This window comes from Prevotella sp. HMSC077E09, assembly GCF_001814685.1.
Taxonomy (GTDB): Bacteria; Bacteroidota; Bacteroidia; order Bacteroidales; family Bacteroidaceae; genus Prevotella; species Prevotella oris.
The window spans coordinates 1-24,045 of record NZ_KV817578.1; the positions used below are offsets into that span (position 1 = coordinate 1).

The 24,045-nt window shown below is 40.4% G+C and carries 18 protein-coding genes, 2 tRNA genes and 1 pseudogene; 4 read left to right on the forward strand and 17 right to left on the reverse strand.

The window, feature by feature from the left end:
• Window positions 1-476: 476 nt before the first annotated feature.
• Window positions 477-626, reverse strand: a complete 150-nt coding sequence (locus HMPREF2983_RS14045) for a hypothetical protein (RefSeq protein ID WP_004375658.1) — start codon at window positions 624-626, stop codon at window positions 477-479.
• A gap of 158 nt (window positions 627-784) precedes the next feature.
• Between HMPREF2983_RS14045 and HMPREF2983_RS09630 the strand changes: the two genes are divergently transcribed.
• A complete protein-coding gene (locus HMPREF2983_RS09630) occupies window positions 785-1,666 on the forward strand; it encodes an aldose 1-epimerase family protein (RefSeq protein WP_070667922.1) in 882 nt (293 codons plus the stop codon).
• A gap of 109 nt (window positions 1,667-1,775) precedes the next feature.
• On the opposite strand, the gene HMPREF2983_RS09635 is transcribed toward HMPREF2983_RS09630, so the two are convergent.
• Window positions 1,776-1,846: transfer RNA gene (locus tag HMPREF2983_RS09635), tRNA-Gln, on the reverse strand.
• Between the two features lie 209 nt (window positions 1,847-2,055).
• Here HMPREF2983_RS09635 and rsfS point away from each other — a divergent pair.
• From rsfS to HMPREF2983_RS09650, 3 genes are read left to right on the forward strand one after another with little or no spacing between them, the layout of a single operon-like run.
• Window positions 2,056-2,415, forward strand: coding sequence for a ribosome silencing factor (rsfS, locus tag HMPREF2983_RS09640; RefSeq protein WP_004375660.1), 360 nt, complete (start codon window positions 2,056-2,058; stop codon window positions 2,413-2,415).
• A gap of 60 nt (window positions 2,416-2,475) precedes the next feature.
• A complete protein-coding gene (gene ftsH, locus HMPREF2983_RS09645; protein WP_070667923.1) occupies window positions 2,476-4,527 on the forward strand; it encodes an ATP-dependent zinc metalloprotease FtsH in 2,052 nt (683 codons plus the stop codon).
• Window positions 4,520-5,389 (forward strand): phosphatidate cytidylyltransferase, encoded by an 870-nt coding sequence (locus HMPREF2983_RS09650; RefSeq protein WP_039873916.1) that lies wholly within the window; start codon window positions 4,520-4,522, stop codon window positions 5,387-5,389. Before ftsH ends, HMPREF2983_RS09650 begins: the two co-directional genes overlap by 8 nt.
• Window positions 5,390-6,183: 794 nt before the next feature.
• On the opposite strand, the gene HMPREF2983_RS09655 is transcribed toward HMPREF2983_RS09650, so the two are convergent.
• The 15 genes and pseudogenes from HMPREF2983_RS09655 to HMPREF2983_RS09725 form a co-directional block, all read right to left on the reverse strand.
• Window positions 6,184-6,265 (reverse strand) — tRNA-Leu (locus HMPREF2983_RS09655).
• Between the two features lie 159 nt (window positions 6,266-6,424).
• A complete protein-coding gene (locus tag HMPREF2983_RS09660) occupies window positions 6,425-7,234 on the reverse strand; it encodes a helix-turn-helix domain-containing protein (protein WP_070667924.1) in 810 nt (269 codons plus the stop codon).
• Window positions 7,235-7,354: 120 nt separating this feature from the next.
• On the reverse strand, window positions 7,355-8,374 hold the full coding sequence (locus HMPREF2983_RS09665; protein ID WP_070667925.1) for a S41 family peptidase: 1,020 nt from the start codon (window positions 8,372-8,374) through the stop codon (window positions 7,355-7,357).
• Entirely contained in the window at window positions 8,371-9,222 is an 852-nt protein-coding gene (locus HMPREF2983_RS09670) for a DUF3316 domain-containing protein (RefSeq protein ID WP_210400382.1), read from the reverse strand. The genes HMPREF2983_RS09665 and HMPREF2983_RS09670 overlap by 4 nt, the downstream gene beginning before the upstream one ends.
• Window positions 9,203-11,914 carry a DNA gyrase/topoisomerase IV subunit A gene (locus HMPREF2983_RS09675; protein WP_070667929.1) on the reverse strand — a complete coding sequence of 904 codons (2,712 nt, stop codon included), beginning with the start codon at window positions 11,912-11,914 and terminating at the stop codon, window positions 9,203-9,205. The genes HMPREF2983_RS09670 and HMPREF2983_RS09675 overlap by 20 nt, the downstream gene beginning before the upstream one ends.
• 416 nt (window positions 11,915-12,330) lie before the next feature.
• Window positions 12,331-14,985, reverse strand: coding sequence for a TrlF family AAA-like ATPase (locus HMPREF2983_RS09680; RefSeq protein ID WP_070667931.1), 2,655 nt, complete (start codon window positions 14,983-14,985; stop codon window positions 12,331-12,333).
• Between the two features lie 15 nt (window positions 14,986-15,000).
• Complete coding sequence (locus HMPREF2983_RS09685; protein WP_070667933.1) at window positions 15,001-18,096, reverse strand: type I restriction endonuclease subunit R; 3,096 nt, start codon at window positions 18,094-18,096, stop codon at window positions 15,001-15,003.
• 12 nt (window positions 18,097-18,108) lie between these two features.
• Window positions 18,109-18,744 carry an abortive infection family protein gene (locus HMPREF2983_RS09690; RefSeq protein WP_070667935.1) on the reverse strand — a complete coding sequence of 212 codons (636 nt, stop codon included), beginning with the start codon at window positions 18,742-18,744 and terminating at the stop codon, window positions 18,109-18,111.
• Between the two features lie 8 nt (window positions 18,745-18,752).
• Window positions 18,753-19,250, reverse strand: coding sequence for a restriction endonuclease subunit S (locus HMPREF2983_RS09695; RefSeq protein ID WP_070667938.1), 498 nt, complete (start codon window positions 19,248-19,250; stop codon window positions 18,753-18,755).
• Between the two features lie 8 nt (window positions 19,251-19,258).
• Complete coding sequence (fic, locus tag HMPREF2983_RS09700; protein ID WP_070667940.1) at window positions 19,259-20,152, reverse strand: protein adenylyltransferase Fic; 894 nt, start codon at window positions 20,150-20,152, stop codon at window positions 19,259-19,261.
• A gap of 10 nt (window positions 20,153-20,162) precedes the next feature.
• Window positions 20,163-20,915 carry a restriction endonuclease subunit S gene (locus HMPREF2983_RS09705; protein ID WP_070667942.1) on the reverse strand — a complete coding sequence of 251 codons (753 nt, stop codon included), beginning with the start codon at window positions 20,913-20,915 and terminating at the stop codon, window positions 20,163-20,165.
• Window positions 20,916-20,921: 6 nt separating this feature from the next.
• Complete coding sequence (gene xerA / locus HMPREF2983_RS09710; RefSeq protein ID WP_070667944.1) at window positions 20,922-21,914, reverse strand: site-specific tyrosine recombinase/integron integrase; 993 nt, start codon at window positions 21,912-21,914, stop codon at window positions 20,922-20,924.
• Between the two features lie 47 nt (window positions 21,915-21,961).
• The gene (locus HMPREF2983_RS09715; RefSeq protein ID WP_070667946.1) at window positions 21,962-23,467 is read right to left on the reverse strand and encodes a type I restriction-modification system subunit M; all 1,506 of its coding nucleotides are present in this window, start codon (window positions 23,465-23,467) and stop codon (window positions 21,962-21,964) included.
• Window positions 23,468-23,523: 56 nt separating this feature from the next.
• On the reverse strand, window positions 23,524-23,730 hold the full coding sequence (locus tag HMPREF2983_RS09720) for a helix-turn-helix domain-containing protein (protein ID WP_004362600.1): 207 nt from the start codon (window positions 23,728-23,730) through the stop codon (window positions 23,524-23,526).
• 100 nt (window positions 23,731-23,830) lie between these two features.
• A pseudogene (locus HMPREF2983_RS09725) lies at window positions 23,831-24,045 on the reverse strand (hypothetical protein); the annotation flags it as partial.

Here is a 24,045-nt window from a genome sequence, read left to right on the forward strand (position 1 = left end):
AGACTGTCGCATTTACTAATTTAAACTGCACTTTTTCCTGCGACTAAATAGAAATGGGAAGCTGTCTTCAACGTGAGTGTGAAGCCATTTTATAGTCTCGATACCCTCTTTTTTATCCTTTGGATTTGCAATCTCAGTCATTTCAGCCCGCAATATGACTGCCTTTACAGCGCATGATGATGCAAAACACATGGTGACTTGACGCAGATTGCAAAGTAATTTGACGCAAATCACAGCGTTTTCTAACGTGATTTTACGCTGCATTTTGCATCTTCTTTCACAACAAACTGAATGTCAGCACGTTACAAACTATCAAAATACAGCGCGTATTTGAAGCGAGGATGACTTTATTTCTGAATTTACAAAATCTACGAGAGCAATTGTAAAGTCCTGTGATAAAAATTAACATATAATCTGTCATGCCGAATGATATGAGATTTTCTCATTCATTTCGCCAGACAAAACCCTAAGACCGACTATTCACAAATCAATCCTTTGGTCAGCATGTCATAATACAAAGCCTCGAGTTCACCCTGTGTAAGCTGCTCAACAGCGTGCTCTATGGCTCTTATCAGCTCTTCGCGGCGATACTCGCCCGACGCATTGAAATGTGCAAAGTCTACCATTTTATCTTTCTTTTTGTTTCTTGCAAAGGTAGTTCAAATAGGAGACAACCGAAAGAAAAACGGCAAATTATTTTGTCGATAAACTTTATAAGCCACTTAACGGCACATCATCAGATAATTTTATTACCTTTGCTATATCATTCTTAAAGAAACATATCATGGAACAAATCAAGAACGAACACCTGACCGTGAGCCTTTCTGCTCATGGTGCAGAATTGCAGAGCATCAAGGATGCCAATGGGAAAGAATACCTCTGGCAAGCCAATCCCGACAAGTGGGGGCGTCATTCGCCTATCCTTTTCCCCATTGTCTGCGGACTGTGGAATGACACTTTCCGCATCAACGGCAAGGAATATTCCATGTCACGACATGGCTTTGCGCGCGACACTGATTTCACTTTAGTGGCCCAGAGCGAACAAAAAGCGGTCTATGCACTGCACGATACTGCCGAAACGCTTAAGGTTTATCCTTTCCATTTCAATCTGGCTATCAGTTATAAACTTGTTGGAAACAGGATAAAGGTGGTGTGGCATGTGGAAAATACAGACCGAAAAGAGATTTATTTCCAGATTGGAGGACATCCCGCTTTCAATGTTCCCGACCTCAAAGTGGGTGAACCCTTGCACGGACGACTACGTTTTGATGAGGCCGAACCACGCCGGATATTCGGTAATGTGAAGGGTTGTATCGTGCCGGAACACCACACTGTGACCACCGAAAACGGCATATTCGAGTTTACAGAAGAGAGTTTCAAAGACGATGCCATTATCTTTGACCACAGTCAACTCCACAAAGTGAGCCTTCTGAACAAAGAAAACAAGCCCGAAGTAACCGTTGATTTCAAGACACCTGCTATCGGGATATGGAGTCCTTACGGCAAGAATGCCCCCTTTGTCTGCATCGAACCGTGGTATGGAATTGCTGACTGGGTAGAGTTTGAAGGCGAGTTTAAAGATAAATATCTTATGAATAAGCTGCTCCCCGGCTGCAGTTTCATGAGCGAATACACCATAACGATTGGGGAACTCCATGCGGATTGAACCTTTTATCAACTGAACTTGTGGAGAAAGAAAAAGCATTCTGTCACACAAAAAACTTCATATAAACAAAAAAGCTAAATGATTTTCAAACCATTTAGCTTTCTTTTTGTTGGGATACCCGGACTCGAACCAGGAATGACAGGACCAGAATCTGTAGTGTTACCATTACACCATATCCCAAGATTTCAATTGACTCATCGGCTTTACTCCCGATTTTCGCATGCAAAGGTAGTGCATTTCTCTGAACCATCAAAACTTTTCGGCACTTTTTTTCATAAAAAACAGCGAAACTTAAAAATAGACTTTGCTTTATGAGTAATATAGCTTGAAATTATGTACCTTTGTCCCTGATACACTATTATTACATACATTAAAAAGCAAATCCATTCATGGAAACAACAGAAAAGTTGGTTGAGACCATCACAAAAGGCATACAAGAGAAGAAAGGTAAGGACATTACAATTATCAATCTGAAACATATTGACGGGGCTATTGCCAAATATTTCATTATCTGTCAAGGCAACTCACCGACACAGATAGAGGCCATTGCAGGCTCAATCAGCGATACTGTTCGTGAAGACTTAAAGGAAAAACCTATCAATGTGGCCGGACTCGGCAACAATCAATGGGTAGCTATTGACTATTCTGACGTGCTCGTGCATATCTTCATGCCTGAAACACGCGAATATTATAACCTTGAAAACCTGTGGGAAGATGCCAAATTAACAAATATTCCAAATCTCGATTAGACGTTTGGCATGTAATTTGATAGCACAGTTTCCATATAAATCAGAAATGCATACTATAACATGAACGAAAAAAAGAACTTCTTAAATAACAGAGATAAAGGCAATGAGCCTAAGATGCCACGGTTCAATATGAACTGGATCTACTTGCTTGTGGCCATCGTTGCAGGCGTATTCCTGCTCTCTGGAGGCGGGAACATGCTCGCCAGAGACGGAGCTAATCAAGAAGCTTCATATGCAAAATTCAAGCAATATGTGGCAAAAGGCTATGCAACCAGCGTTGTTGTGAACAAGGAAAAAAGCACGCTGAAGATGTATGTTGCACCAAAACATATTCAAGATGTATTCCACATGAATGCCAAGCAGGTAGGAACACGCCCTTATGTCAATGTGGCTTTTGGTTCTGTCGACGAGCTTGAGAAGTTCCTTACTTACGAACAAAAGGCTGGAAAAATAGTCGATTTCAGTTATGACAACGACTCCGGGAGCAGTATTTTCAACGGACTTCTATTCCAATTTGGGCCGCTCTTACTCCTTATCTTGTTCTCGCTCTGGATTATGCGCCGCATGAGTGGCGGTGGAAATGTAGGCGGAGGAGGTGGCATTTTCAGTGTAGGCAAGAGTAAAGCCAAGCTGTATGAGAAAGCCAACGACCTCGGGATAACATTCAAAGACGTAGCCGGACAGGAGGGAGCAAAGCAAGAAGTGCAGGAAATTGTAGAGTTCTTGAAGAATCCCCAGAAGTATACTGAGCTCGGAGGAAAGATACCTAAGGGTGCATTACTCGTCGGACCACCGGGTACCGGCAAGACTTTGCTGGCCAAAGCTGTGGCAGGTGAAGCCGGAGTTCCATTCTTCTCTATGAGCGGTTCAGACTTTGTTGAGATGTTTGTCGGTGTTGGAGCAAGTCGAGTTCGTGACGTTTTCTCGCAAGCTAAAGACAAATCACCATGTATTATCTTTATAGATGAGATTGATGCCGTAGGCCGTGCCCGCAGCAAAAACCCCTCTATGGGCGGTAATGACGAGCGAGAGAACACGCTGAATGCCTTATTGACAGAGATGGATGGTTTCGGAACAAACAGTGGAGTCATTGTTCTGGCAGCCACAAACCGTGCAGATATGCTCGACAAAGCCTTGCTTCGTGCAGGTCGTTTCGACCGTCAGATCAACGTAGATCTGCCGGATTTGACTGAACGTAAGGCCATTTTCAAAGTCCATCTGCGTCCTCTGAAGGTGGATAACAGCCTTGATATCGACTTCCTTGCACGCCAAACACCTGGCTTTTCGGGTGCCGACATCGCCAATGTTTGTAATGAAGCAGCACTGATTGCTGCCCGTCATAACAGCAAGACGGTCTGCAAGCAAGACTTCCTTGATGCCGTTGACCGCATCATCGGTGGTTTAGAGAAGAAAACCAAGGTGATGACAGCTGCCGAGAAGCGTTCTATCGCATTGCATGAAGCCGGGCATGCCACGATCAGCTGGTTCTGTGAACATGCCAATCCGCTTGTAAAGGTGAGCATAGTTCCTCGTGGTCAGGCCCTTGGTGCAGCGTGGTATCTGCCCGAAGAACGCCAGATCACGACCAAAGAGCAAATGCTCGACGAGATGTGTGCACTGCTTGGAGGCCGTGCTGCAGAGGAGTTGTTCACCGGACATATCTCAACAGGCGCGATGAACGACCTCGAACGTGCCACCAAGAGTGCCTATGGCATGATTGCTTATGCCGGTATGAGCGACCGATTACCTAACATCTGCTATTACAACAATCAGGAATATCAGTTCCAACGCCCTTACTCTGAGACCACCGCTAAGGTGATTGACGATGAAGTTCTGAAGATGATCAACGAGCAATATGCACGTGCAAAGCAAATGCTTGAAGAACATAAGAAGGGACATAATGAATTGGCTGAACTGCTTATCACACGTGAGGTCATCTATGCAGAAGACGTGGAACGCATCTTCGGAAAGCGTCCATGGATTAGCCGGGCACAGGAGATTATCAACGAAAATGAGGCCAATGTGCCGAAACTTGAAGACATGCCCGATGCTGTAAAGCAAGCTGAAGCTGAACATCAAGCATCATTAGAAAAGAACAATAGCAATGACTGACAAAATGAAGAATTTGATTGTGAGAGCCATCAGCGGTGCGCTCTTCGTCGTTATCATGGTGGGTGGCTTCATGAGTCCACGCACAATGGTGGCATTGTTTGCCCTGATTACCGGACTGACCGTATGGGAATTCACCGGATTAGTGAACCAAAGAAAGGGCGTAACGGTCAATCGCTTCATCAGCACAGTGGCTGGAGTCTACTTCTTTCTGGCCGTGGCAGCCATCCGAATGGGCATCACATCAAACTTCATTATCATTGTTCCCTACCTGCTTACCATTGTCTATCTCTTCATCAGCGAACTCTACCTGAAACAGGAAGACCCTGTCAACGACTGGGCATATACCATGCTTTCGCAACTCTATATTGCCCTCCCGTTCTCCATGATCAACGTTCTTGGCTTTGAACTTTCGGAAGACGGAGTCAGCTGTCACTACAACATGCTGCTTCCACTGTGTGTATTCATCTTCCTTTGGCTTAATGATACGGGAGCCTACTGCAGCGGATCACTGTTTGGAAAACACAAACTTTTCCCACGCATCAGCCCGGGTAAGAGTTGGGAAGGAAGCATTGGAGGTGGTATTCTCGTGATGATTGTGGCTGCTTTCATCGGTTACTACACCAATGAAAACGGCCAAATTTCACAGCTTTCTGTTCTCGGTTGGGTTGGATTAGGACTCATCGTAGTGGTTTTCGGCACATGGGGAGATCTCGTAGAGAGCCTTTTCAAGCGCACATTGGGCATTAAAGACAGCGGGAAAATCATGCCGGGTCATGGTGGAATGCTCGATCGTTTCGACTCTTCTCTCATGGCTATTCCTGCTTCTGTCGTGTATCTCTACACGCTGCAACTACTTTCATAAGGACACTGTTCACAACAAAACAGCCCCATACATGCGAGGACTTTCTTCCTCGCATGCTTTGTTTTAAAACCTCTCTGCTAAAGACTGATTTTTCTTTACAATAGCCCGCACAGGAAGGGGCATGTTTCAAAATAAAAGTTCAACGGTCGGAAATACGCGAGTTTTGAGCCTCTTTGCTAACAAACTGTACATCAATCAATTACATCATTTCTTGCTTTTTATCTCATAACATCACAGGAAAAAGCACTGCAATTTGAGTCATCTTACAGGGTGATTTGCGTCAAATTATCCCGTAATCTGCTACAGATGACACACCAAACTATGGCATATTGCATCCTAAAATGACAGAAAACACAAAATCAGCAAAGCGAAAACATAAAATCAAGTCAATCAAAACAGCAGACAACATGCCATTTTCCTCCTCTTTTTTTCTAATTCATAACTTTAAAAGGATGGCTTTTCTGACCAATTAATTTGACAAATATTGAAATCAATAAACACAGTGCATAGGAATAGACAGAATGCAAGACAGTCTTCCTTTCATTATTAGTTTTCCTGTATATACCCTAAAACAGCCGTATTTCATGCAATTCAAACATACACTTTTTGCACGTTATAAAGGCGCAACAAACGATTATCGGAGTAAAATCATGAGGAATATCTGCAAGCCTTTTCCTTAATATTAAAAAGCAAGTGCAATGAAATGATGCCATCTACAACGGCAAAACAGCATCTGTTTTTACAGAAAGAAAAAGCCAAGCAGTTAATAATCAACTACTTGGCAATCTGTACTGTGCGCCTGATAGGACTCGAACCTACACGGCATGAACCACTAGATCCTAAGTCTAGCGCGTCTACCAATTTCGCCACAAGCGCTTTGTGGATGCAAAGATACAATAAAATTCCGAGATAACGAAAAGAGGATGACGATTTTTTAACGCTTTTGCGCAATGTCCAAACGATTTCACTGAATATCCTGACTGCTATGCACGCTGTCTTTTCCGCTATGACTTAAGGGGCTGTTTCGTGTGTTCACTAACGCTCACGGATAGCCGAAGGCGACTCTCCAAGCTGTGCCTGTACGTAACGGGTGAAGTGGGCCGGCGATGAGAAATTAAACTTTTCACTGATCTCCAACACTGATAATCGCCGATTACGCAAGTGCAACCGAATGTCAATCTTTACAAAATGATGTATCCAATAGTTGGCAGGATGCCCCGTAACTGTACGGCAAACGTCCGACAGATACTTGGCCGTGACAAAGAGTTTATCGGCATAATAAGCCACTTCCCGATGTAACTTATACTCACCATTCTGCAACAGTTTGATGAAATCCCGAATAAGTCTTGCCGACCGAAGAGGCACATGTGTGGGGCCGTAAATACGGTCTTCGAAGTGAAAGATGTCTAAGAAGAACTGCAAACAACTTACGGCAAGCGCATCAAGATAAAAGGCATGACACCTGTTATCGGCTCTCTTGACAATGGCATTCATGTCATCCTGGCATACTTTTGCTTCTTTCTCGGTCAGCTCCAAGATTGGGTTTTCCATCAGTAACAACGTGCTTCTGACACCGAAATTGGCATCAGGAGCCGCCGAATCCATAAAAGGAATATTGATATAGAGTACTGTTACTTCGAATTTTCCATGCAGAGAGAAGTCTTTCAATAAATGATGTTCTCGAACGATTAACAAGTTGTTTTTCTGAATGTTATATTGTTTGTCGTTGTAAATAAAGCTGCACGAGCCTTGCAAACATAACACATGAGCAACATAATCCTTGGTTTCAGTAGCTCCCATCTTCGTAAAGTCACTTCCGGTAATAATTGTTTCGCGGTAGTCCATAAGCTGGGAATAATTAAGTTAATGAAGCGCCTTATCAGCAGAACTCCAAGACAAAGATAGACATTATAAGTCAAAAGCACTGTCAAGTTTTAAGAAAAGTTTTTATGTTTCTAAACATTTCTATTTCAATATCTTACGTGCTTGTTCGATGATTGTATCTATTCCGCTGAAGAAGTCAAATCTGTTGAGCCCTGCATGCACATCAGGTGGGATGCCAAATTCCGTACTTTGTCCGTCTTTATCATAGATAGGACAAGCAGAGAAGCGTACACTCCACCCGTTAGGCAATTCACTACTGAAGGGCAGTCCAGCTCCCCCACCGGTCGTGTCGCCTACAATCTTGACGTTAGGGCAGCATTTCATATACTTCACAAACTCGTTGGCAGCACTGTAAACGCCACGGTTTGTCAGCACAACAACAGGTTTTTGCCAGCGCAAACCACGGCTTGGATGCAGCCATTGCTCTTTCATTGCAGAGAAATCATTATGCCCTCGTCCAGTCTTATGCTGGAAATAGCCTACAAGAATATCATCATTCGTGAAGCGTGCTGCCAGCTCTTCAGCACTCGAAATCATTCCTCCGCCGTTATTACGGATGTCGATAATCAGACCACGTGCCGTCAGGAAATAAGCTAAGATCTCATTCAAGTTGCCGCTTCCCAACCCATATTCGAACGTTGCACAGCGTATATAGCCGATATTATCATCAAGGATACGATACTTCATTCCATTGGAAATGCGGTAGTCTGTGCCTAAATAACGGTTGATTAATGAGTCGTTTACATTGCTCGGATAGTTCTCACGCCACGACCAGTTGCGTGCAATATTGAAGCTGGTATACATGTTTACATGCCCATCCCGTAGTTCACCGAGCATGTTCCCAAGTACTTCGAAAAGCTGTCCTTCGGTCATCTGACCGGTAATCTGCTTGCTGTAACGCGCGTAAACATCATTCCAGTCGAGACCATATTGCTTGGCTTTATAGTCAAAAAAACAGTAATGCTCATCAATGATACGCCATAACGCTTCGAAATTTCCCCGTGGATTGTTGGCAAACTCATCTTCCTTTATGCAACCGGACAGCAGAGATGCGCAAAGAAACAGCAGTAAAGGCAATATGGAACGTAGGAAATGCTTCATCTTCTGACATGAGTTAGCTTAAACGTTTTGGTCACACCGAGCAGCAAAGTATGCGTATAGGTGTGGTATTTTATTTTATTTACGTGTGCTTGCAGATACTCCCCTTGGTATCCAATACGGAGAGTTGCCCGCCAAAGAGGGATATCCAAGGTCAGGAAATGCCGTAAAGAAGGCGTATTTCCAATATAGGTCGGCACAATATTATGGTCGTAATTGCCTTTCGAAAACAGCTCATAATAGGATTGTCCATAGTTAGGTGAGAACATCACTCCCACCAAAGGCATACCCACTTCATAACGCAAACGGAAGTCGCGAAACTCACTTGAACAGAAAGGATTTTGGAAATTGTAGGTCAAAGCAGCCACCGGCAGCAGGTTAAGAAAGGCATGAGCCTGAGCCGGATTATTGCTGTTACGCGTATTATAAAGGAAACCGAGATTGAGTTCTGCATTTCCTCCGGCCTCCAACTGCAACTCATTACGCCCTAACTTCCATGCTCCACAGAGATAATGCAGGCCACACTGGAAGTTATAGTTACCTGCGATTTCCCTTCCATTCTTGGCTCGATTGTTCACATAGGCTATGTTGCCTTGATGAATTAACTCATAGATCATATGGCTTCCCTCACGTTGTCGCAGCGTATGACTGATGTAACGGAGGTCTAATCCCGTGTATTCTTCAGGACTGAGATACGTATCAAGGAGGTTTGTTGTGCCCCACCCTATCATCTTACTATTGGTGATGACACGTTCTCCGGCCCTCACCTTATCGGTCTGGGCGATAGAAACCAACGGGCAAAGACATAACATCAAACCCGCCAAAAAGATGTTATTTCGTATTATTCGCATCATCTTCAGGGAACAAACTCAATTGTCCATTTAATTCATCTATCACCTGTTGCTGGCTTTTTCCTGCGTCGGGATCAAGATTTTCAGGTTCTTCTTCAACCTCGTCCTCGTCATCCTGCACTTCCGGTTCAGGGAAACGGACTGGTTCAAGCTCTTCAATCGTCCCGATTTGCCATGTAGAAATGCGCTTACCTTTAGCCTTGAAGCCTTTCTGTCCAATGAATTGTTCGGCGTCAATCTCTTCTGGTGAGCGTGCTGCATCATGTCCGCCATAGGTTACCTTGATGCGAGGGAATGGCACATCCGTAAGGATTACGAGCCTGCTATTGGCGTTTTCACCGACAAAGTTCTGCGGTTTTGCCATTGCATCCATCGTGAAGCGCTTGATATAAGGATAGCCCTGATTGTCTGCATCGAAGAGAACAGCTGTCCAAACTTTATCCGGTTGCCACTTCTCTATCCTCACAATATTGTCCGGATAGTGGTTGTTGGCATCGAAATTCGTAATATAGAAGTCATTGTTATCAAGGATAACGAGAATGCGGTCTTCATCAAAGAACTCCCCGAGGAAGCGTCCGTGTTCCTCATAGTTGATGCGCTTCACGTCGGGATCAAACCACACTTTACGTCCACCGAGCGTTGAGTGTCCTTGGCTTTTCAGTCCAATGCGATGGATACTCTGCTTGGTTAAGATGACACCTTTGGCTCCACGGCTCTTAATCATCACCTTACTGAAGTCGCGTTCAAGGAAGATATTCTGGCGTTTCTTCTTCGGATCAGGCTCAAGAACAACCTTGATGATTTCGGCTTCTCCATTAGGATTGGCCGTGAAATAATTCACTTTCGATCCCGGAGTGCCTGCAGTAAGGTCGTATTCACGGTCACGTGTCATACTGGTCACGTTGAAACGCTTCATATAATAATAGCCTTCACGACCATCTTTATATACAACATTATATATAGTACGCTTATCATTCTTCTTGAATACCTGCAACCAAATGATTCCCTTGCCTACAAATATCTTGTCAGCAACCTTGATTATCTTGTATTTTCCATTCTTATAGAAGATGATAATGTCATCAATGTCGGAGCAGTTACAAACAAATTCGTCCTTCTTAAGCCCTGTTCCGATGAATCCTTCCTGCCTGTTGATGTAGAGTTTCTGGTTGGCTTCCACCACCTTTGCACTGTCGATAGTGTCGAAACTGCGTATTTCGGTATGACGAGGATGCTCATCTCCATATTTATTCTTGATGAACATAAACCAGTTAATGGTTACATCTGTCATGTGTTCCAAGTCGTGTTCAATCTCAGCTACTTCTGCCTTGATGCGTGCAATGAGTTCATCGGCCTTGTCTTTATTAAACTTCAAGATACGTTGCATCTTGATTTCCATGAGTCTGAGAATGTCATCACGCGTCACTTCACGAATGAAATCGGGCTTGAACGGTGTGAGTTTCAGATCGACAAAAGCAACAGCTTCGTTCATATCCGCAGCCTGTTCAAACTTCTTTTCCTTATAGATGCGCTGCTCAATGAATATCCGTTCGAGACTGGCAAAGAAGAGTTGTTCGAGCAATTCGCCCCTTCTAATCTGCAGTTCCTTGCGCAAAAGTCCCATCGTTCGGTCCACTCCATGGCGCAACACATCGCTGACCGTAAGGAAACAAGGCTTGTTGTCTTCGATAACACAGCAGTTGGGAGAGATGTTTATCTCACAATCACTGAAAGCATATAGGGCATCCATGGTCTTGTCTGACGACACACCGGGGGCCAAATGCACCTGAATTTCCACTTCAGCTGCCGTGTTGTCATCCACGCGCTTGGCTTTGATTTTCCCCTTATCTATGGCCTTCAAGATGCTGTCGATAAGCGTAGTTGTAGTCTTACTGAATGGGATTTCACGGATAACAAGTGTCTTGTTGTCGAGCTTTTCAATCTTTGCTCTCACCTTCAACACACCGCCCCGCTGTCCGTCATTATATTTACTGACATCAATAGCACCGCCTGTCGGGAAGTCGGGATAAAGCTGAAAATCTTCTCCCCGCAGGTATTTGATAGCTGCATCACAGATTTCATTCAAGTTATGGGGCAACAGTTTGCTGCTCAATCCGACTGCAATTCCCTCGGCTCCCTGGGCAAGAAGCAACGGGAACTTCACGGGAAGCGTGATCGGTTCCTTGTTTCTTCCGTCATAACTCAACTGCCAATCCGTGGTCTTTGGATTGAAAACTACGTCAAGAGCAAACTTCGAAAGGCGCGCTTCTATATAGCGTGGTGCCGCAGCTCGGTCTCCGGTAAGGATGTTTCCCCAGTTTCCCTGGCAGTCAATGAGCAGGTCTTTCTGTCCCATCTGCACCAAAGCATCTCCTATAGAAGCATCACCATGGGGATGAAACTGCATGGTATGCCCCACAATATTAGCCACTTTGTTGTAACGTCCGTCGTCCATACGCTTCATGGAGTGAAGAATACGGCGCTGAACCGGCTTTAGTCCGTCCTCAATATGAGGCACAGCACGCTCTAATATCACATAGCTGGCATAGTCAAGAAACCAATTCTTGTACATACCACTAAGATGATGCACCGCAGATGCATCGAACCTATCGGCCGGTTTGTAGTTAGAATGAGCATCATCGACTATGTTTTCGTCCTCGTTGAGATATTCGTTGTCTTTGATTTCGTCGTCCATGTAATAATTAATTTTATGCTTGGTGTTTTCTGCAATAGCTACAAAGGTAGTGAGAAATATTGGAATATGCAAATAAAAAAAGGTTTCAGAGCGGGATGGACAAAGTTTACAATCACCGTAACCACTATGAAACGAAACGACAACACGCATCCATCCGCAACTTTCTGACACGACATCCGTATCTGAATTCCTGTGTATATGCACTGAAACTTATATCTGTTCATCAACACTAAGCATAGTGACAAGAAATTACACACAAAGCGATGAAAGTTTATTTTCTTCCTCAAACTTATCCTATACTGATAATCAGCGAATTACATTCTTATGGTACAAAAATGTTTCCTCAATTTGAGTAGTATCAATTAGAAAACATCTTGAACCTTATCATTATGGCTACAGCTTACTGCATTATATATTTAAAATCCATACACATTTTTTCTCTGCTTAAAAGCTGATTCTCCCCCTTCTAATATTTGACAGCATTGATTTATAGTATCTAAATTATCTACAGAACCAGCATTATCAACTATAGAGTGTACACTAGTACTTCTAAGAGGAATTATGAGTTCAGCGTCACCAAGAACAGCGATATTGAGATTGTGTGTTACTATTATAACCTGGCGGTGTTCTTTAATCTTCCTTAAATTCGAAACAATTGTTTTAAATATAAATTCACTATCAAGATTATCTTCTGGCTGATCTATCAATAAAGGTTTATTACTATCTGACAACATCAAGATTCCTAATAGAACGGATTGTTGCTGCCCTAAAGAAAGCTGAGAAATCGACTTTATAATAGGTTTATTAACCCCATTTTGCTGTATGAATTTTGTTACTATTATTTGCGGAAGATCATCATATGATAAACACTCTAAATCTTCATAATGATTTTCTTCCAATATATTAAAGAAAATATTTTCTATATCTGCGTCTTGTAATAGCCTTTCTCCATTATATAAAATGTTACGAAATATTTCCATATTTTTATCCTTCACAGCATGGATAAATTCACTTATAGAAATATTTGAAGCAATAATTTTCGCTTTAGAAACTTGAGAAGTACGCCATCCCATTAGAGATTTCAAGACTTCTTCAAACTCTGGAGAATAGCGCGATGCTACATATTTAATAGAAATAGAGAAGTCATCAATAGACGACTTTAAATCTCTGTTTACCTTTTGAGCAAACGAAAGATGCAACCTGTATATTTCTGTCCTGTTATTCTCTCTATTTTCTAGTATTTCCTTACGTTCCCTCTGTAATTCGCTTAACTTTTTTTGGTATTCATTTAATCGTTTTACTTTTTTTTCATAATCAACAATATCCTTAGATATTTGATTAATTTTACCTAAGTCAAATGGGATACCTTGCTGAGTTAGTTCTACTTTTTTTGCATCAATTTGCTCATTAATTTCTTGCTCTTTTGCGCCCCATAATGTCAATTGTTGTTTTAGCTCTTCTATTTTTTTCTTTAGTTCACTATTTAGTTCAGTAGATTTTAGAGTAACAAGCTTACTGAAATTATCTACTATTGATTTCACGTTTTTAAAATATTCTTTCCCGACAATGACCTTAGTATCGTCCATAGCTGCAACATCATTGAACAGAGACTTGTCACCCAAGATCTCTCTATATGTTCTAACAAGTTCATTTAGTTGGGTTATTAAGCTCTTTCTGAATTCCCTTTCTTGTATTAAAGCATTATGAAATTTTACAATATCGGCAGCTTTCGTTTTCTCTAATTCTTTCAATTTATTTTTCTCATTTACTAAAGCTTTTCTTGCTTCAGGTAATGCTGCTAAGTTTATACGCAACTTTTTCATCTCGCTTTGATTTGACCTCAAAAGATTGATATACTCTTCATCTTGCTGATGCAATAAATCCAAGTTTAAAAAAGAATCGAGGAAATCAATTATGACTTTAGGGTTTTCATCACTATGTTGCAAAGTACTAGCAGTATCTCCTTGTCCGTAACTTTCTATTGGAATGAGGGTAATACCATTATTGGGATCTGAACAATTAATGACAGAAGCATTTTTTTCTCTTCGTAGAGAAAATTCTTGACCTGCCTCATCAAAATAACTAAGCAATATATTCTGTGCCCAAACCTCAGAATCACAAAGTTTTGAATTTGAAGAATTGCCAGAAGTCTCTCGTATTGATTCAAGAAGTGTTGATTTTCCTGCTCCTCTGCTACCAATTATACAGGTTAAATTGGGACTTAATTCTGTATCAATTCCATCTAAAAGCCCTCCTTCTATTTTTATGTGTGTAATGGTGGGATGCTGTTCTGGTACACATTCTTCCAATCTAACTCTAGATTCACTACTTAGCATTGCAAAACGAAAAGAACGAAATGTTAATGTCGGCATCTTAATTCGAGTGAGTCTATTTTCTCCTTCAGCATTTTTTCCTAGTTTATCTAGAGTATGTGAATCTGAAGACATCAACTTTGCAAAATCACGATGCAATTGATTATTTAAAGTTGTACGCCATAAATCTAGCAAATGCTTATGTTCTGGCTTATCATCAAGATCTGTAAATAGGTTAACATCACTTTTGTCCGTTATTTCTAATCCTAGAAGATTTTTGCATTTAAAGATTTGCTCCATCTGTGGACCGTAGCGATTTATTGTCTTTTCGAAACCAGATTCAAGAGTAATATGCGCAAGAATACCAATTCCACCGTATTGGTTTGCAAAATTTAAACATTCTGCTATTCCTTGATGACAAAGAGATTTATCCTCGTTAAAAGTTAGTTTGCCATAGAATTGTTGCAAATCATCAGGCTTGTCAAAGTACAACAAAAGATGTCCTTGAGTCGTACTGACCTCTATTCCCGGAATCACCAATATATCTATATCTTTGTTTTTCGCATAATTAACTGCATAAAGGCTATTCAAGAATTGATTATGATCTGTTATACTTATTATTTTCAATCCTTTAGTTATTGCTGTTTCAACAATAGCTTGTGGAGAGTTTGATGTGTCGATTACATCAAAAGAACCAGATCCTTCTCCATAAGAGTGGATATGTAAATCTGCCTTATAAAATAAAGCTCCTGTATTCATATAATCTTAATTAATTTATGGTTCTGCAGCCATCAGTATGTCACCATCGTGGATTTCATATAGCTTGGCTGATTTTGTTGAATAATTCTCTTGTTCATTATCCGTCCACTGCTCACACTGTTTGATGACAGTTTCCAATGCATTGGCTGCTTCCTCTGGTGGGTAATGATATTTTTTCAGAAGATGTTTAATCATTCTGCGCATACCTGCACGAGCTGATTCTTTCTTCTGCCAGTCGATAGTGCGGTTCTTACGCAGAGAGTCGGTGAGTTCTTTTGTCATAGCTACCAATTCTTCATTACTATAGAAGTCGTGAATTGCTTGTGGTTTGGTCAAGGCATCATAGAATGACTTTTCTTCGGGAGTGAGACCAAGTTCATTAGCTGCTGAATCAGCCGAGGCAATATCTTTTGCCAACTGCAAAAGTTCTTGGATAACTTCTTCATTGGTGAGTAATCCTTTCAAATAGTTGGATAAAGAGCGATTGAGCAGGTCAGAGAATTTCTCTGACTGTACAATATTGGTCTTTTGATAGAGTGCCACTTTCTCCGCCAATAGTTTTTTGAGCAGTTCTACAGCTATATTCTTTTCTTTCATCTTAGAAATTTCATCTAAGAAGGCTGTATCAAAGAGGGAAAATTCGGCTTTAACATCAGAGAAAAGATTAATTACACCTTCACTTTTTACACTTTGTTTCAGCAATTCACTGATCCGAGCATTAATTTCTTTCTTCGTAACTTTTCCTTTACCTGTCATTCGGGAGAGCAAAGTGCGCACTGTTTCAAAGAATGCAGCTAAGAAGCGTTGCTCTTCATTCAACAGGCTTCGGCAAAGAGTGATGGAATTGTGCAGCAATGCTGCTTCTTTCATATATAATGGCAGTTGTTCTTGTTTGTCGGTTGCCAACATGAAGTTTACACCATCTTTGATTAATTTAGCACGGTCAGCATCTGTCCCTGTGTGGAACTTACTATAATTATAACCATGAAATAAATCTTGGCACACTTCCAACTTCTCTTTGAACTTTGTAAAAGCCATGCCTTTGATGTCTGGGTTCCCAAAGTTCTTTCTGTCGCGTCCCGTATAATCACGCATCGCTTCTTTCAAAGCTTTGGCAATACCGATATAGTCAACAACCAATCCACCCACTTTGCCATTGAATACACGGTTCACTCGTGCAATGGCTTGCATTAGGTTATGTCCGCTCATTGGTTTGTAAACATACATAGTTGCCAATGAGGGAACGTCGAAGCCTGTGAGCCACATATCGACCACAATAGCAATCTTCATCGGGTCGTTGTCATCCTTAAATCGTTTGGCAAGTTCTTTCTTATACTGCTTGTTTCCGATAATGTCGTGCCATTCTTCTGGGTCTTGGTTGCTACCCGTCATGACAACTTTCACTTTATCCGCCCATTTTGGGCGAAGCTCCAGTAGTCGATGATAAATACTCATCGCTATGGGACGCGAATATGCCACTATCATTGCCTTACCTGTCAATTCATATTGACGGTTTTCCTCATAGTGTTTGAGAATGTCTTGGCAAAGAGAATCGATGGTAGCTGGTGCACCGAGTATCTCTTCCAAGTGTGACATCTCTTTCTTGCTTTTCTCTATCTGTTCTGTCGTTGCACCTTCTTCAGCCAACAGCTCGTATTCGTCATCAAGGGCTTGCAAGGTTGCATCGTCAAGATTTAGATTGATAACTCTGGATTCATAATATACAGGACAAGTAGCACCGTCATTAACCGCCTGCGTCATGTCATAAATATCAATGTAATCGCCAAAAACCTCTACGGTATCTCGGTCTTTGGTAGAAATAGGTGTACCAGTAAAGCCAATATATGAAGCATTGGGTAGTGAATTGTGAATGATTCTTGCCGTGCCGATAGAGATTTTACCTGTAGTGGCGTCGACTTTTTCCTCAAAGCCATATTGTCCTCTATGCGCCTCATCAGTCATCACGATAATATTTCTTCGCTCTGACAAAGGTTCGTCAGACTCCTCAAACTTCTGCATGGTTGTGAAGATAATGCCATTAGCTTCTCGTCCACTTAATAGCTCTTTTAGATTCTCACGACTATAGGCTTGTATTGGAGTTTGGCGCAAGAACTCCTTACATTTAGAAAATTGGGTATAGAGTTGATCGTCTAAATCGTTGCGGTCGGTAATCACAACAATAGTGGGTTGTGATAACTCTTGTTGCAGCAAGTGGGCGTAGAAAACCATTGACAATGATTTTCCGCTGCCTTGCGTATGCCAGAATACACCGATTTTACCATTACTTACTGTAGCATGTTTGGTACGTTCGATGGCTTTCTTCACTGCAAAATACTGATGATACCCTGCTAATATCTTGGCACTCCCCTTTTCTTCTTTGGAAAAACAGATAAAGTTCTTGATTATGTCTAAGAGTCGATCCCTTTGAAATATTCCTTCAAAGAATGTATCATAATCGACAAAATCCGTACTTTCATAATTGCCATCTTTTGTTTTCCATTCCATGTAGCGATCTTCCTTGCTGGTAATTGTTCCAGCTTTGGAAAGAGCCATATCGCTCATTACACAGAACATATTGAAAGCAAACAACGATGGTATATCCTTCATATAATTGCGGAGTTGAAGATATGCTTCTGAAGCGTCCGTCTCTTCACGGGAAGGTGATTTTAATTCTACAACCACCAATGGTAAACCATTCACAAATACAATGATATCAGCACGTTTCTCTGCATTTTCAATGAATGTCCATTGATTGATAACTTGAAAAGTGTTTTTATCCGTATGCTCAAAGTCTATCAAATAAACCATTTCATTGCGCATTTCCTTGCCATTGAAATAAGAAACTTCTATGCCATGCTGCAAATAGTCTGTAAAAGTTTCATTACGCTGAGCCAAACTACCCATATCAATATTGCGTAGTTTGATAATCGCCTCGTGAATAGCTGCATGTGGCTTCTTTGGATTAACAGTTTGCAGACTTTCTTCTAATTGTGCTTCATAATATGGCACATAGTAGTCTCTTTCAATATTTGGACCGTACAAATATTGATAGCCCATTCCCTCAAAGAGGGATATCAGTGCTTTTTCGTAATTATCTTCTGTGAAGGGCATTGTATTGTATTTTTATTGTTCATTCATTTCTAAAAGAAATTCTAAATAATCTATATAGTTAGCTTTATAAGCTTGATAATCTAAGTTGTAAAGAGCCTCTGATGCTGATAAGTGTACGCCTCCTACTTCTAATGGATTTTCTTCATCAAACCAATCATTAAAGCACTCGCAATCTTGATAAATTAATCTTTGGTTAGCGTGGTGGGCATAACTGAAATAAAAATGTAAAATGAACCCACAGAGTACATCTGTTGTTTTGTATATCAGTAGGGATAGTGATTTGTCTATCTGAGGATGCAAAACATCCAAACCATGTGAAGCAAATCCTGCATTATTTCGTATCTCTGCAATTGATTGGGCGACAGTAGAAATTCTACGGCATAGTTCAGATAGACCAACTATTTCCTTTCCAGTCTGTTCTATAAGATGTTCTAAGGTCTGTTTTACTAAACCATTAAATGAAATATCATCTTTATACGTTGTATTTTGATTAGTGAGAATTGTTTTGCAAAGTGCTTCTGTCAGACTTTTGCTTACTTCAACGCACAAAGAAGGATTAATCTCAACATTGTTTTCTATTGTTGAAATATGCGTTTCAAAAGTCCTAAGACTTGGTTCTTTTGCAATATATTCTCTTGTCCACTGCATAATTAATCTTAATTTAAATTATCATTTATCCGCTGATTGAGCTCTATCTTGTTATCGAACATAGAGATAAAATCAGCAATTTGTTCTTGTAAGTTTAATGGGGGTAGGATAATTGATATTGCACTTAAATTAGCTTGATTGAGTTTGGGTTGTGCCGAACCTGTTATGTAACCTGACAAATCTATATTATTAAGAATATAACACAAGTATCTAATGTCACATATCCCATTACTCTCTACTATATGAGCATGATTATTAACCCAATATTTTCCATGAGCTAATTGAGCTATATCTTGCTTTTTGGATTTGAGATTTTCTCCATCTTCTGCTATAAGTAAATATGTTCCATCGAAGATATAATCATCAATATAATCAATAATACCTTGTGCACCATAATAAGGAAATCCCCCTTCTCGTGTTTTCCTTTCTGCTGAAGATAAAGGAATTCTTTTATAGTCTAAGATATTAATAACTTCTCCCAATTTATATTCTTTCCACTCTTCCATATTAAGCGTCAATCATTTTGTTCATAATAATATGAATAGTCAATCCCCTTCATAAACATTTCTCTATCATCAATCTTTGTAGTGAGAGCTGGTAGTACTAAAGCCTTGATATATGTGCTATCAGACACACTATCACGCATGGCTGAAAGATACTCATTCTTGTCTATTTGGCTCCAATCCACACATCGCTTGAGAGAACGCCTCAGCATGAGATCAAGCCAGATACGAGTGCTTCGTCCATTGCCTTCCATAAATGGATGAGCTACGTTCATTTCGACATACTTGTCCAATATTTCGTCGAAGGTGTTTTCTGGCATTCTTTCAATCGTTTGTAGCGTAGCAGGGAAGTGCATACAGTTAGCAAAGGTAAAGCCACCTTTGGAGATATTCTTCGTGCGGATTTGTCCAGCAAAGTCATACAGACCTCCAAAGAGATAAGCATGAATCTGTTGTAAACATTGTATGCTGCCTGGCTCAAGACTTTTCAGCAAACCACTTTCATATAACTGATATGCTTTCTTTCGACTTTGACCATCTAATGTATTATCACTATATGTAAACCAATCAAGGAACTCATTTGCTCGATTGTTAGGATAGTGCTTTGCTAATAAAGTCACTCCTTCACTATCAAGGATATCTGCAATACGCATCTTGCCATCTGGTGCTTCAAATTTAAAGTTGTGAGTAGTACTCACGGGTTCAATGCCTTCTTGTTTTAACTTACGTTTTAACCAACGCCAATAGTTACCAGCTTTGGTGTAGTCAGGCTCATCGTTAATGGCACGTACAATGTCTGTTGCAGAAAACCACCAACAATTACTTTCTTCATCCCATACGGCACGTACTTCACGGTCGTTGAAGAAACGAATTGATTTCTTATGTTGTTCTTTCTTCTCTTCCATAAATGGGAATTTAGTTGTTTATATCATTAATTTTTAGCTCGCCAGACATCAGTTTAGGAAGGAGAGTGTCTCTTGTTTGATGAAGTCTTTTATTTTCTAACACATTTTTTTTAATCAAAGTCATAATGTGACTGTAAATTTTATTAAATTGCTCAACAGCCTCTTTTGGCGGATAAACAATCTTGATTAAAGAGAAATCTTTGTAACTCAAAGTCTGTCTTACTCCTCCGATTGCTCTTGTGTTGACTTCTTCTTTGAAGTTCTTTGTGGCTTTGAAGATGTTAAAAAAATGATGGTATTCTTTCTCACATCTAAAGACTACGTAAATAGGGCTAACGCATCCACTGAAATCAAATGTATTCATTCCAATAGAACCGATATTTATACGAGCAGGATTGTATGCAAAATCATTTGGCGCCACCATAATATATTTCGCAAGGTTTTTACTATATACTTGCTTTGTGAAGTATTCTTCTGAAAGAAGTAGATCTCCAGTGTTGACTGGTGATAAAACTTTTACGTCTGTTCGCTTGCCAACTTTCTCCGTTATTGAGTTTGTTATATTTCCCAATTCTTCAACTCTCCATCCTTCAGGTATCATCCCAAACTCTGAATCTATAAACTTCCCTTTCTTAAATGGCTCAAAATCCACGAACCAAGATTTGAACAAAGCCTGTGCCTGTTGCTCTAAATTATCATTTATCCGCCTATTTTTATGAAATAGCGGTTGATATGAGCTATATGTGTGATATGCTGTTTGCATTTTGATTTAACTGATGAATTTGCGGTGGGAGAGTTTGACGTTTGTTTGATTGACCATTGCATAGTGCATAGTTGTATCAATTTTAACATGCCCAAGGAGTTTTTGTACTTGCTCCACGGGCATACCTTTATCTATAGCCATAGTTGCAAGTGTCCGACGGAACTTGTGTGGATGGACACGGACAATCTTTGAAAGCTTCCCAATCTTTCTTAATCTTGTCTCAACCCCTGATATTTGTAACCGATTGTGTGGTTTGGCAAGAGACACAAACAATGCTTTGTTTCTGTCTTTTCGCTCTGCTAGATATTGCTGCAAATGAATCTTTGCACGAGCATTGAAATACACGATACGTTCCTTGTTACCTTTACCGAAAACAATACACTCACGCTCGTTGAAGTTTATATCCTCACGATTGAGCTTTACAAGTTCTCCAACACGCATACCAGTAGAAACCAAGAGGTCTATCATGGCTAAATCTCGTACCCTTGTACAGTTATCACGCAGTTGTTCCAAATTTTCGTCAGTAAGGACTTCCTTAATCTGTGTACCTGTCTTAACCTTGTGTATTCTACGTACAGGACTTTTAATGATGTAATCCTCATCCTCTAACCATGAAAAGAAAGATGAAAAGATACGACGGATATTGTCTATTGTAACTTTACTCGATTTGTGTTTCCGTTGAAATACAGCCAAATAAGCACGAATATCCTCTGTTGTATAGTTCGTAACTTTTTTAGGCATTTTCTTGAAAAGCTGATTAATGGTCGAGCCATAATATTTTATGGTAGGTGTGGTGCAACCTTCAACTTGCTTAGCTGACAAGAATATCTCTAACAGACGTTCGTTAGATGCATTGTTCTCTTGCATCAGCTCGTCGTCTGCTGTAATGGAGTAGTTGCTAATTACTTGCAATAATACTCCATTGAGTTGTGCCATTTGTTCTACACTTAATATACCTGCCATTGCATTGCTAATTTCTGAAATCAAATTTTCTTTCATGTTCTTCTATATTAATGAATTGATAATATGGAAGAACATGCAGTCATTTACTTGATAGTGAAACCTATGCTTGCCAACTGTTTTCGTATCTCATCCTCCAAATCATGAGATTGGGCAAATAAATCAGACAATTCGGTTGTGAGTTTATCCATCTTCTCTTGAAAAGGAATACCATCGTCTTCCTGTTCTGCAATGCCGACATAACGTCCAGGGGTAAGAATATAGTCTTGTTTTGCCACATCGCCAAGGGCTACAACTGCACAGAAACCTTTTTCATTCTCAAGTGTACCATCATTATATTTATCAAAAGTGTCTGCAATCTTTTTTATATCTGCTTCTTGGAGCTCACGAAGTTTGCGAGTAACCATTGTTCCCATGTTTCTTGCATCTACAAATAGAATTTTATCTTTCTGTTTCTTCTCTCGATTGAGGAACCATAGAGAAACAGGAATACCTGTGGTATAAAACAGCTGTGAGGGTAGAGCAACGATACCTTCTATTAAATCGGCCTTGATGATATTCTCACGAATCGTTCCTTCCCCTCCTGTCTGTGAAGATAAAGAACCATTTGCCAATACCATACCTATTTTCCCTTTGGGAGATAAATGATGAATCATGTGTTGTAACCATGCAAAGTTGGCATTGCCCGATGGTGGAATGCCAAATTTCCAACGCACATCATCTTGCAACTTGTCTGCTCCCCAATCACTGAGATTGAATGGCGGATTAGCCATGATAAAATCAGCTTTTAATGTGGGGTGTTGGTCGTCAAAGAATGTATCTGCATTAAACTTACCCAAATCAGCTTCAATGCCTCGAATAGCAAGATTCATCTGAGCCATCTTCCATGTCGTAGGATTGCTGTCTTGACCATAGACAGAAATATCTTTGATATTGCCTTGATGCCTCTCTATGAATTTAGCAGACTGTACGAACATTCCACCAGATCCGCAAGCAGGATCATATACTCGTCCGTGATAAGGTTTCAGAACTTCGACAAGTGTTTGAACAATACAAGCAGGTGTATAAAATTCTCCTGCTAATTTCCCTTCTGCTTCTGCAAATTTAGAAAGACAATATTCGTATGTGCGTCCCAATATATCTTTGGAATCTCCATGTTCTTTCATTTGAATATTGGTAAATAAATCTACCACATCGCCCAAACGTCTTTTGTCTAATTCTGGTCGGGCGAAATTTTTGGGCAGAATGCCTTTCAAACGGAGATTCTCTTTTTCAATAAGACGCATGGCATTGTCGATTATCGTACCTATTTCTGGTGTATGGGCTGCTTTTGCTACCACACTCCACCGTGCTTCTTGTGGAACAAAGAAAATATTATCTGCCATATATTCATCGCGGTCTTCCTCGAATCCTTCACCATTATTGACTAATTCTTGATATTTAGTCTCAAACTTATCGGAGATGTATTTTAGAAAAATCAATCCCAATACTACCGATTTATATTCGGAAGCATCCAGATTGCCACGAAGCAAATCTGCTGCTTTCCATATTTCCTTTTCAAATCCAATATCAGCTGTATTTTGTTTTGCCATGATTCTTTTTTATTATGTCTGAACTCTATTCTTGATGTAAATCGAAAAACTTCTTATTACTCATCTGGGGTGTTAATCAACTCCTTTGGATTAACCTGCAAAATCTCTGCTATCTGAAATAGCAATTCTAGGCTTGGCTGTCGACGATTGCAAACGTATGAGTTGACAATAGTGAAACTCTTACCGAGTTTCTCTGCAAGCCATGTTTGCTTAATCCCTTTCTCGATAAGCACCTCTTTAATTCTATTAGTTGGACTTTCCATAAATATTATATGATTGTTTGCAAATATAGTAAATTTTCTTGTATAAAAGACTTATTAAGAGGGGAAATTTCCCCTCTTATTAAAGTTTATGTGTTCAACACTATTTGCTTTTCTTATTTTGCAGGTTATTCTGCATCAAACTATCTGCCTTTTGCTTCAATTCCATGTCGTAATCATCTGCTTTTTCCTTGATTAGTTTGATAATCTTTTCATTGCGATGAATGTCAAACACATCATTGAGCCATAGAATTTCCTTGGGACTACATCCTCTCCAAACTCTGATGATACGAAATTTCAAGGCATCATCCTTGTATT

Excerpts from the sequence above, each read along its gene's own strand:
- xerA (WP_070667944.1), bottom strand. The coding sequence starts at position 21,914 with ATGAAAGAAAATTTGATTTCAGAAATTAGCAATGCAATGGCAGGTATA.
- HMPREF2983_RS09685 (WP_070667933.1), bottom strand. The coding sequence starts at position 18,096 with ATGCCCTTCACAGAAGATAATTACGAAAAAGCACTGATATCCCTCTTT.
- HMPREF2983_RS14045 (WP_004375658.1), bottom strand. The coding sequence starts at position 626 with ATGGTAGACTTTGCACATTTCAATGCGTCGGGCGAGTATCGCCGCGAA.
- HMPREF2983_RS09665 (WP_070667925.1), bottom strand. The coding sequence starts at position 8,374 with ATGAAGCATTTCCTACGTTCCATATTGCCTTTACTGCTGTTTCTTTGC.
- HMPREF2983_RS09695 (WP_070667938.1), bottom strand. The coding sequence starts at position 19,250 with ATGGAAGAGTGGAAAGAATATAAATTGGGAGAAGTTATTAATATCTTA.
- HMPREF2983_RS09680 (WP_070667931.1), bottom strand. The coding sequence starts at position 14,985 with ATGAATACAGGAGCTTTATTTTATAAGGCAGATTTACATATCCACTCT.
- fic (WP_070667940.1), bottom strand. The coding sequence starts at position 20,152 with ATGGAAGAGAAGAAAGAACAACATAAGAAATCAATTCGTTTCTTCAAC.
- rsfS (WP_004375660.1), top strand. The coding sequence starts at position 2,056 with ATGGAAACAACAGAAAAGTTGGTTGAGACCATCACAAAAGGCATACAA.
- HMPREF2983_RS09715 (WP_070667946.1), bottom strand. The coding sequence starts at position 23,467 with ATGGCAAAACAAAATACAGCTGATATTGGATTTGAAAAGGAAATATGG.
- HMPREF2983_RS09675 (WP_070667929.1), bottom strand. The coding sequence starts at position 11,914 with ATGGACGACGAAATCAAAGACAACGAATATCTCAACGAGGACGAAAAC.
- HMPREF2983_RS09660 (WP_070667924.1), bottom strand. The coding sequence starts at position 7,234 with ATGGACTACCGCGAAACAATTATTACCGGAAGTGACTTTACGAAGATG.
- ftsH (WP_070667923.1), top strand. The coding sequence starts at position 2,476 with ATGAACGAAAAAAAGAACTTCTTAAATAACAGAGATAAAGGCAATGAG.
- HMPREF2983_RS09670 (WP_210400382.1), bottom strand. The coding sequence starts at position 9,222 with ATGCGAATAATACGAAATAACATCTTTTTGGCGGGTTTGATGTTATGT.
- HMPREF2983_RS09720 (WP_004362600.1), bottom strand. The coding sequence starts at position 23,730 with ATGGAAAGTCCAACTAATAGAATTAAAGAGGTGCTTATCGAGAAAGGG.
- HMPREF2983_RS09630 (WP_070667922.1), top strand. The coding sequence starts at position 785 with ATGGAACAAATCAAGAACGAACACCTGACCGTGAGCCTTTCTGCTCAT.
- HMPREF2983_RS09650 (WP_039873916.1), top strand. The coding sequence starts at position 4,520 with ATGACTGACAAAATGAAGAATTTGATTGTGAGAGCCATCAGCGGTGCG.
- HMPREF2983_RS09705 (WP_070667942.1), bottom strand. The coding sequence starts at position 20,915 with ATGCAAACAGCATATCACACATATAGCTCATATCAACCGCTATTTCAT.
- HMPREF2983_RS09690 (WP_070667935.1), bottom strand. The coding sequence starts at position 18,744 with ATGCAGTGGACAAGAGAATATATTGCAAAAGAACCAAGTCTTAGGACT.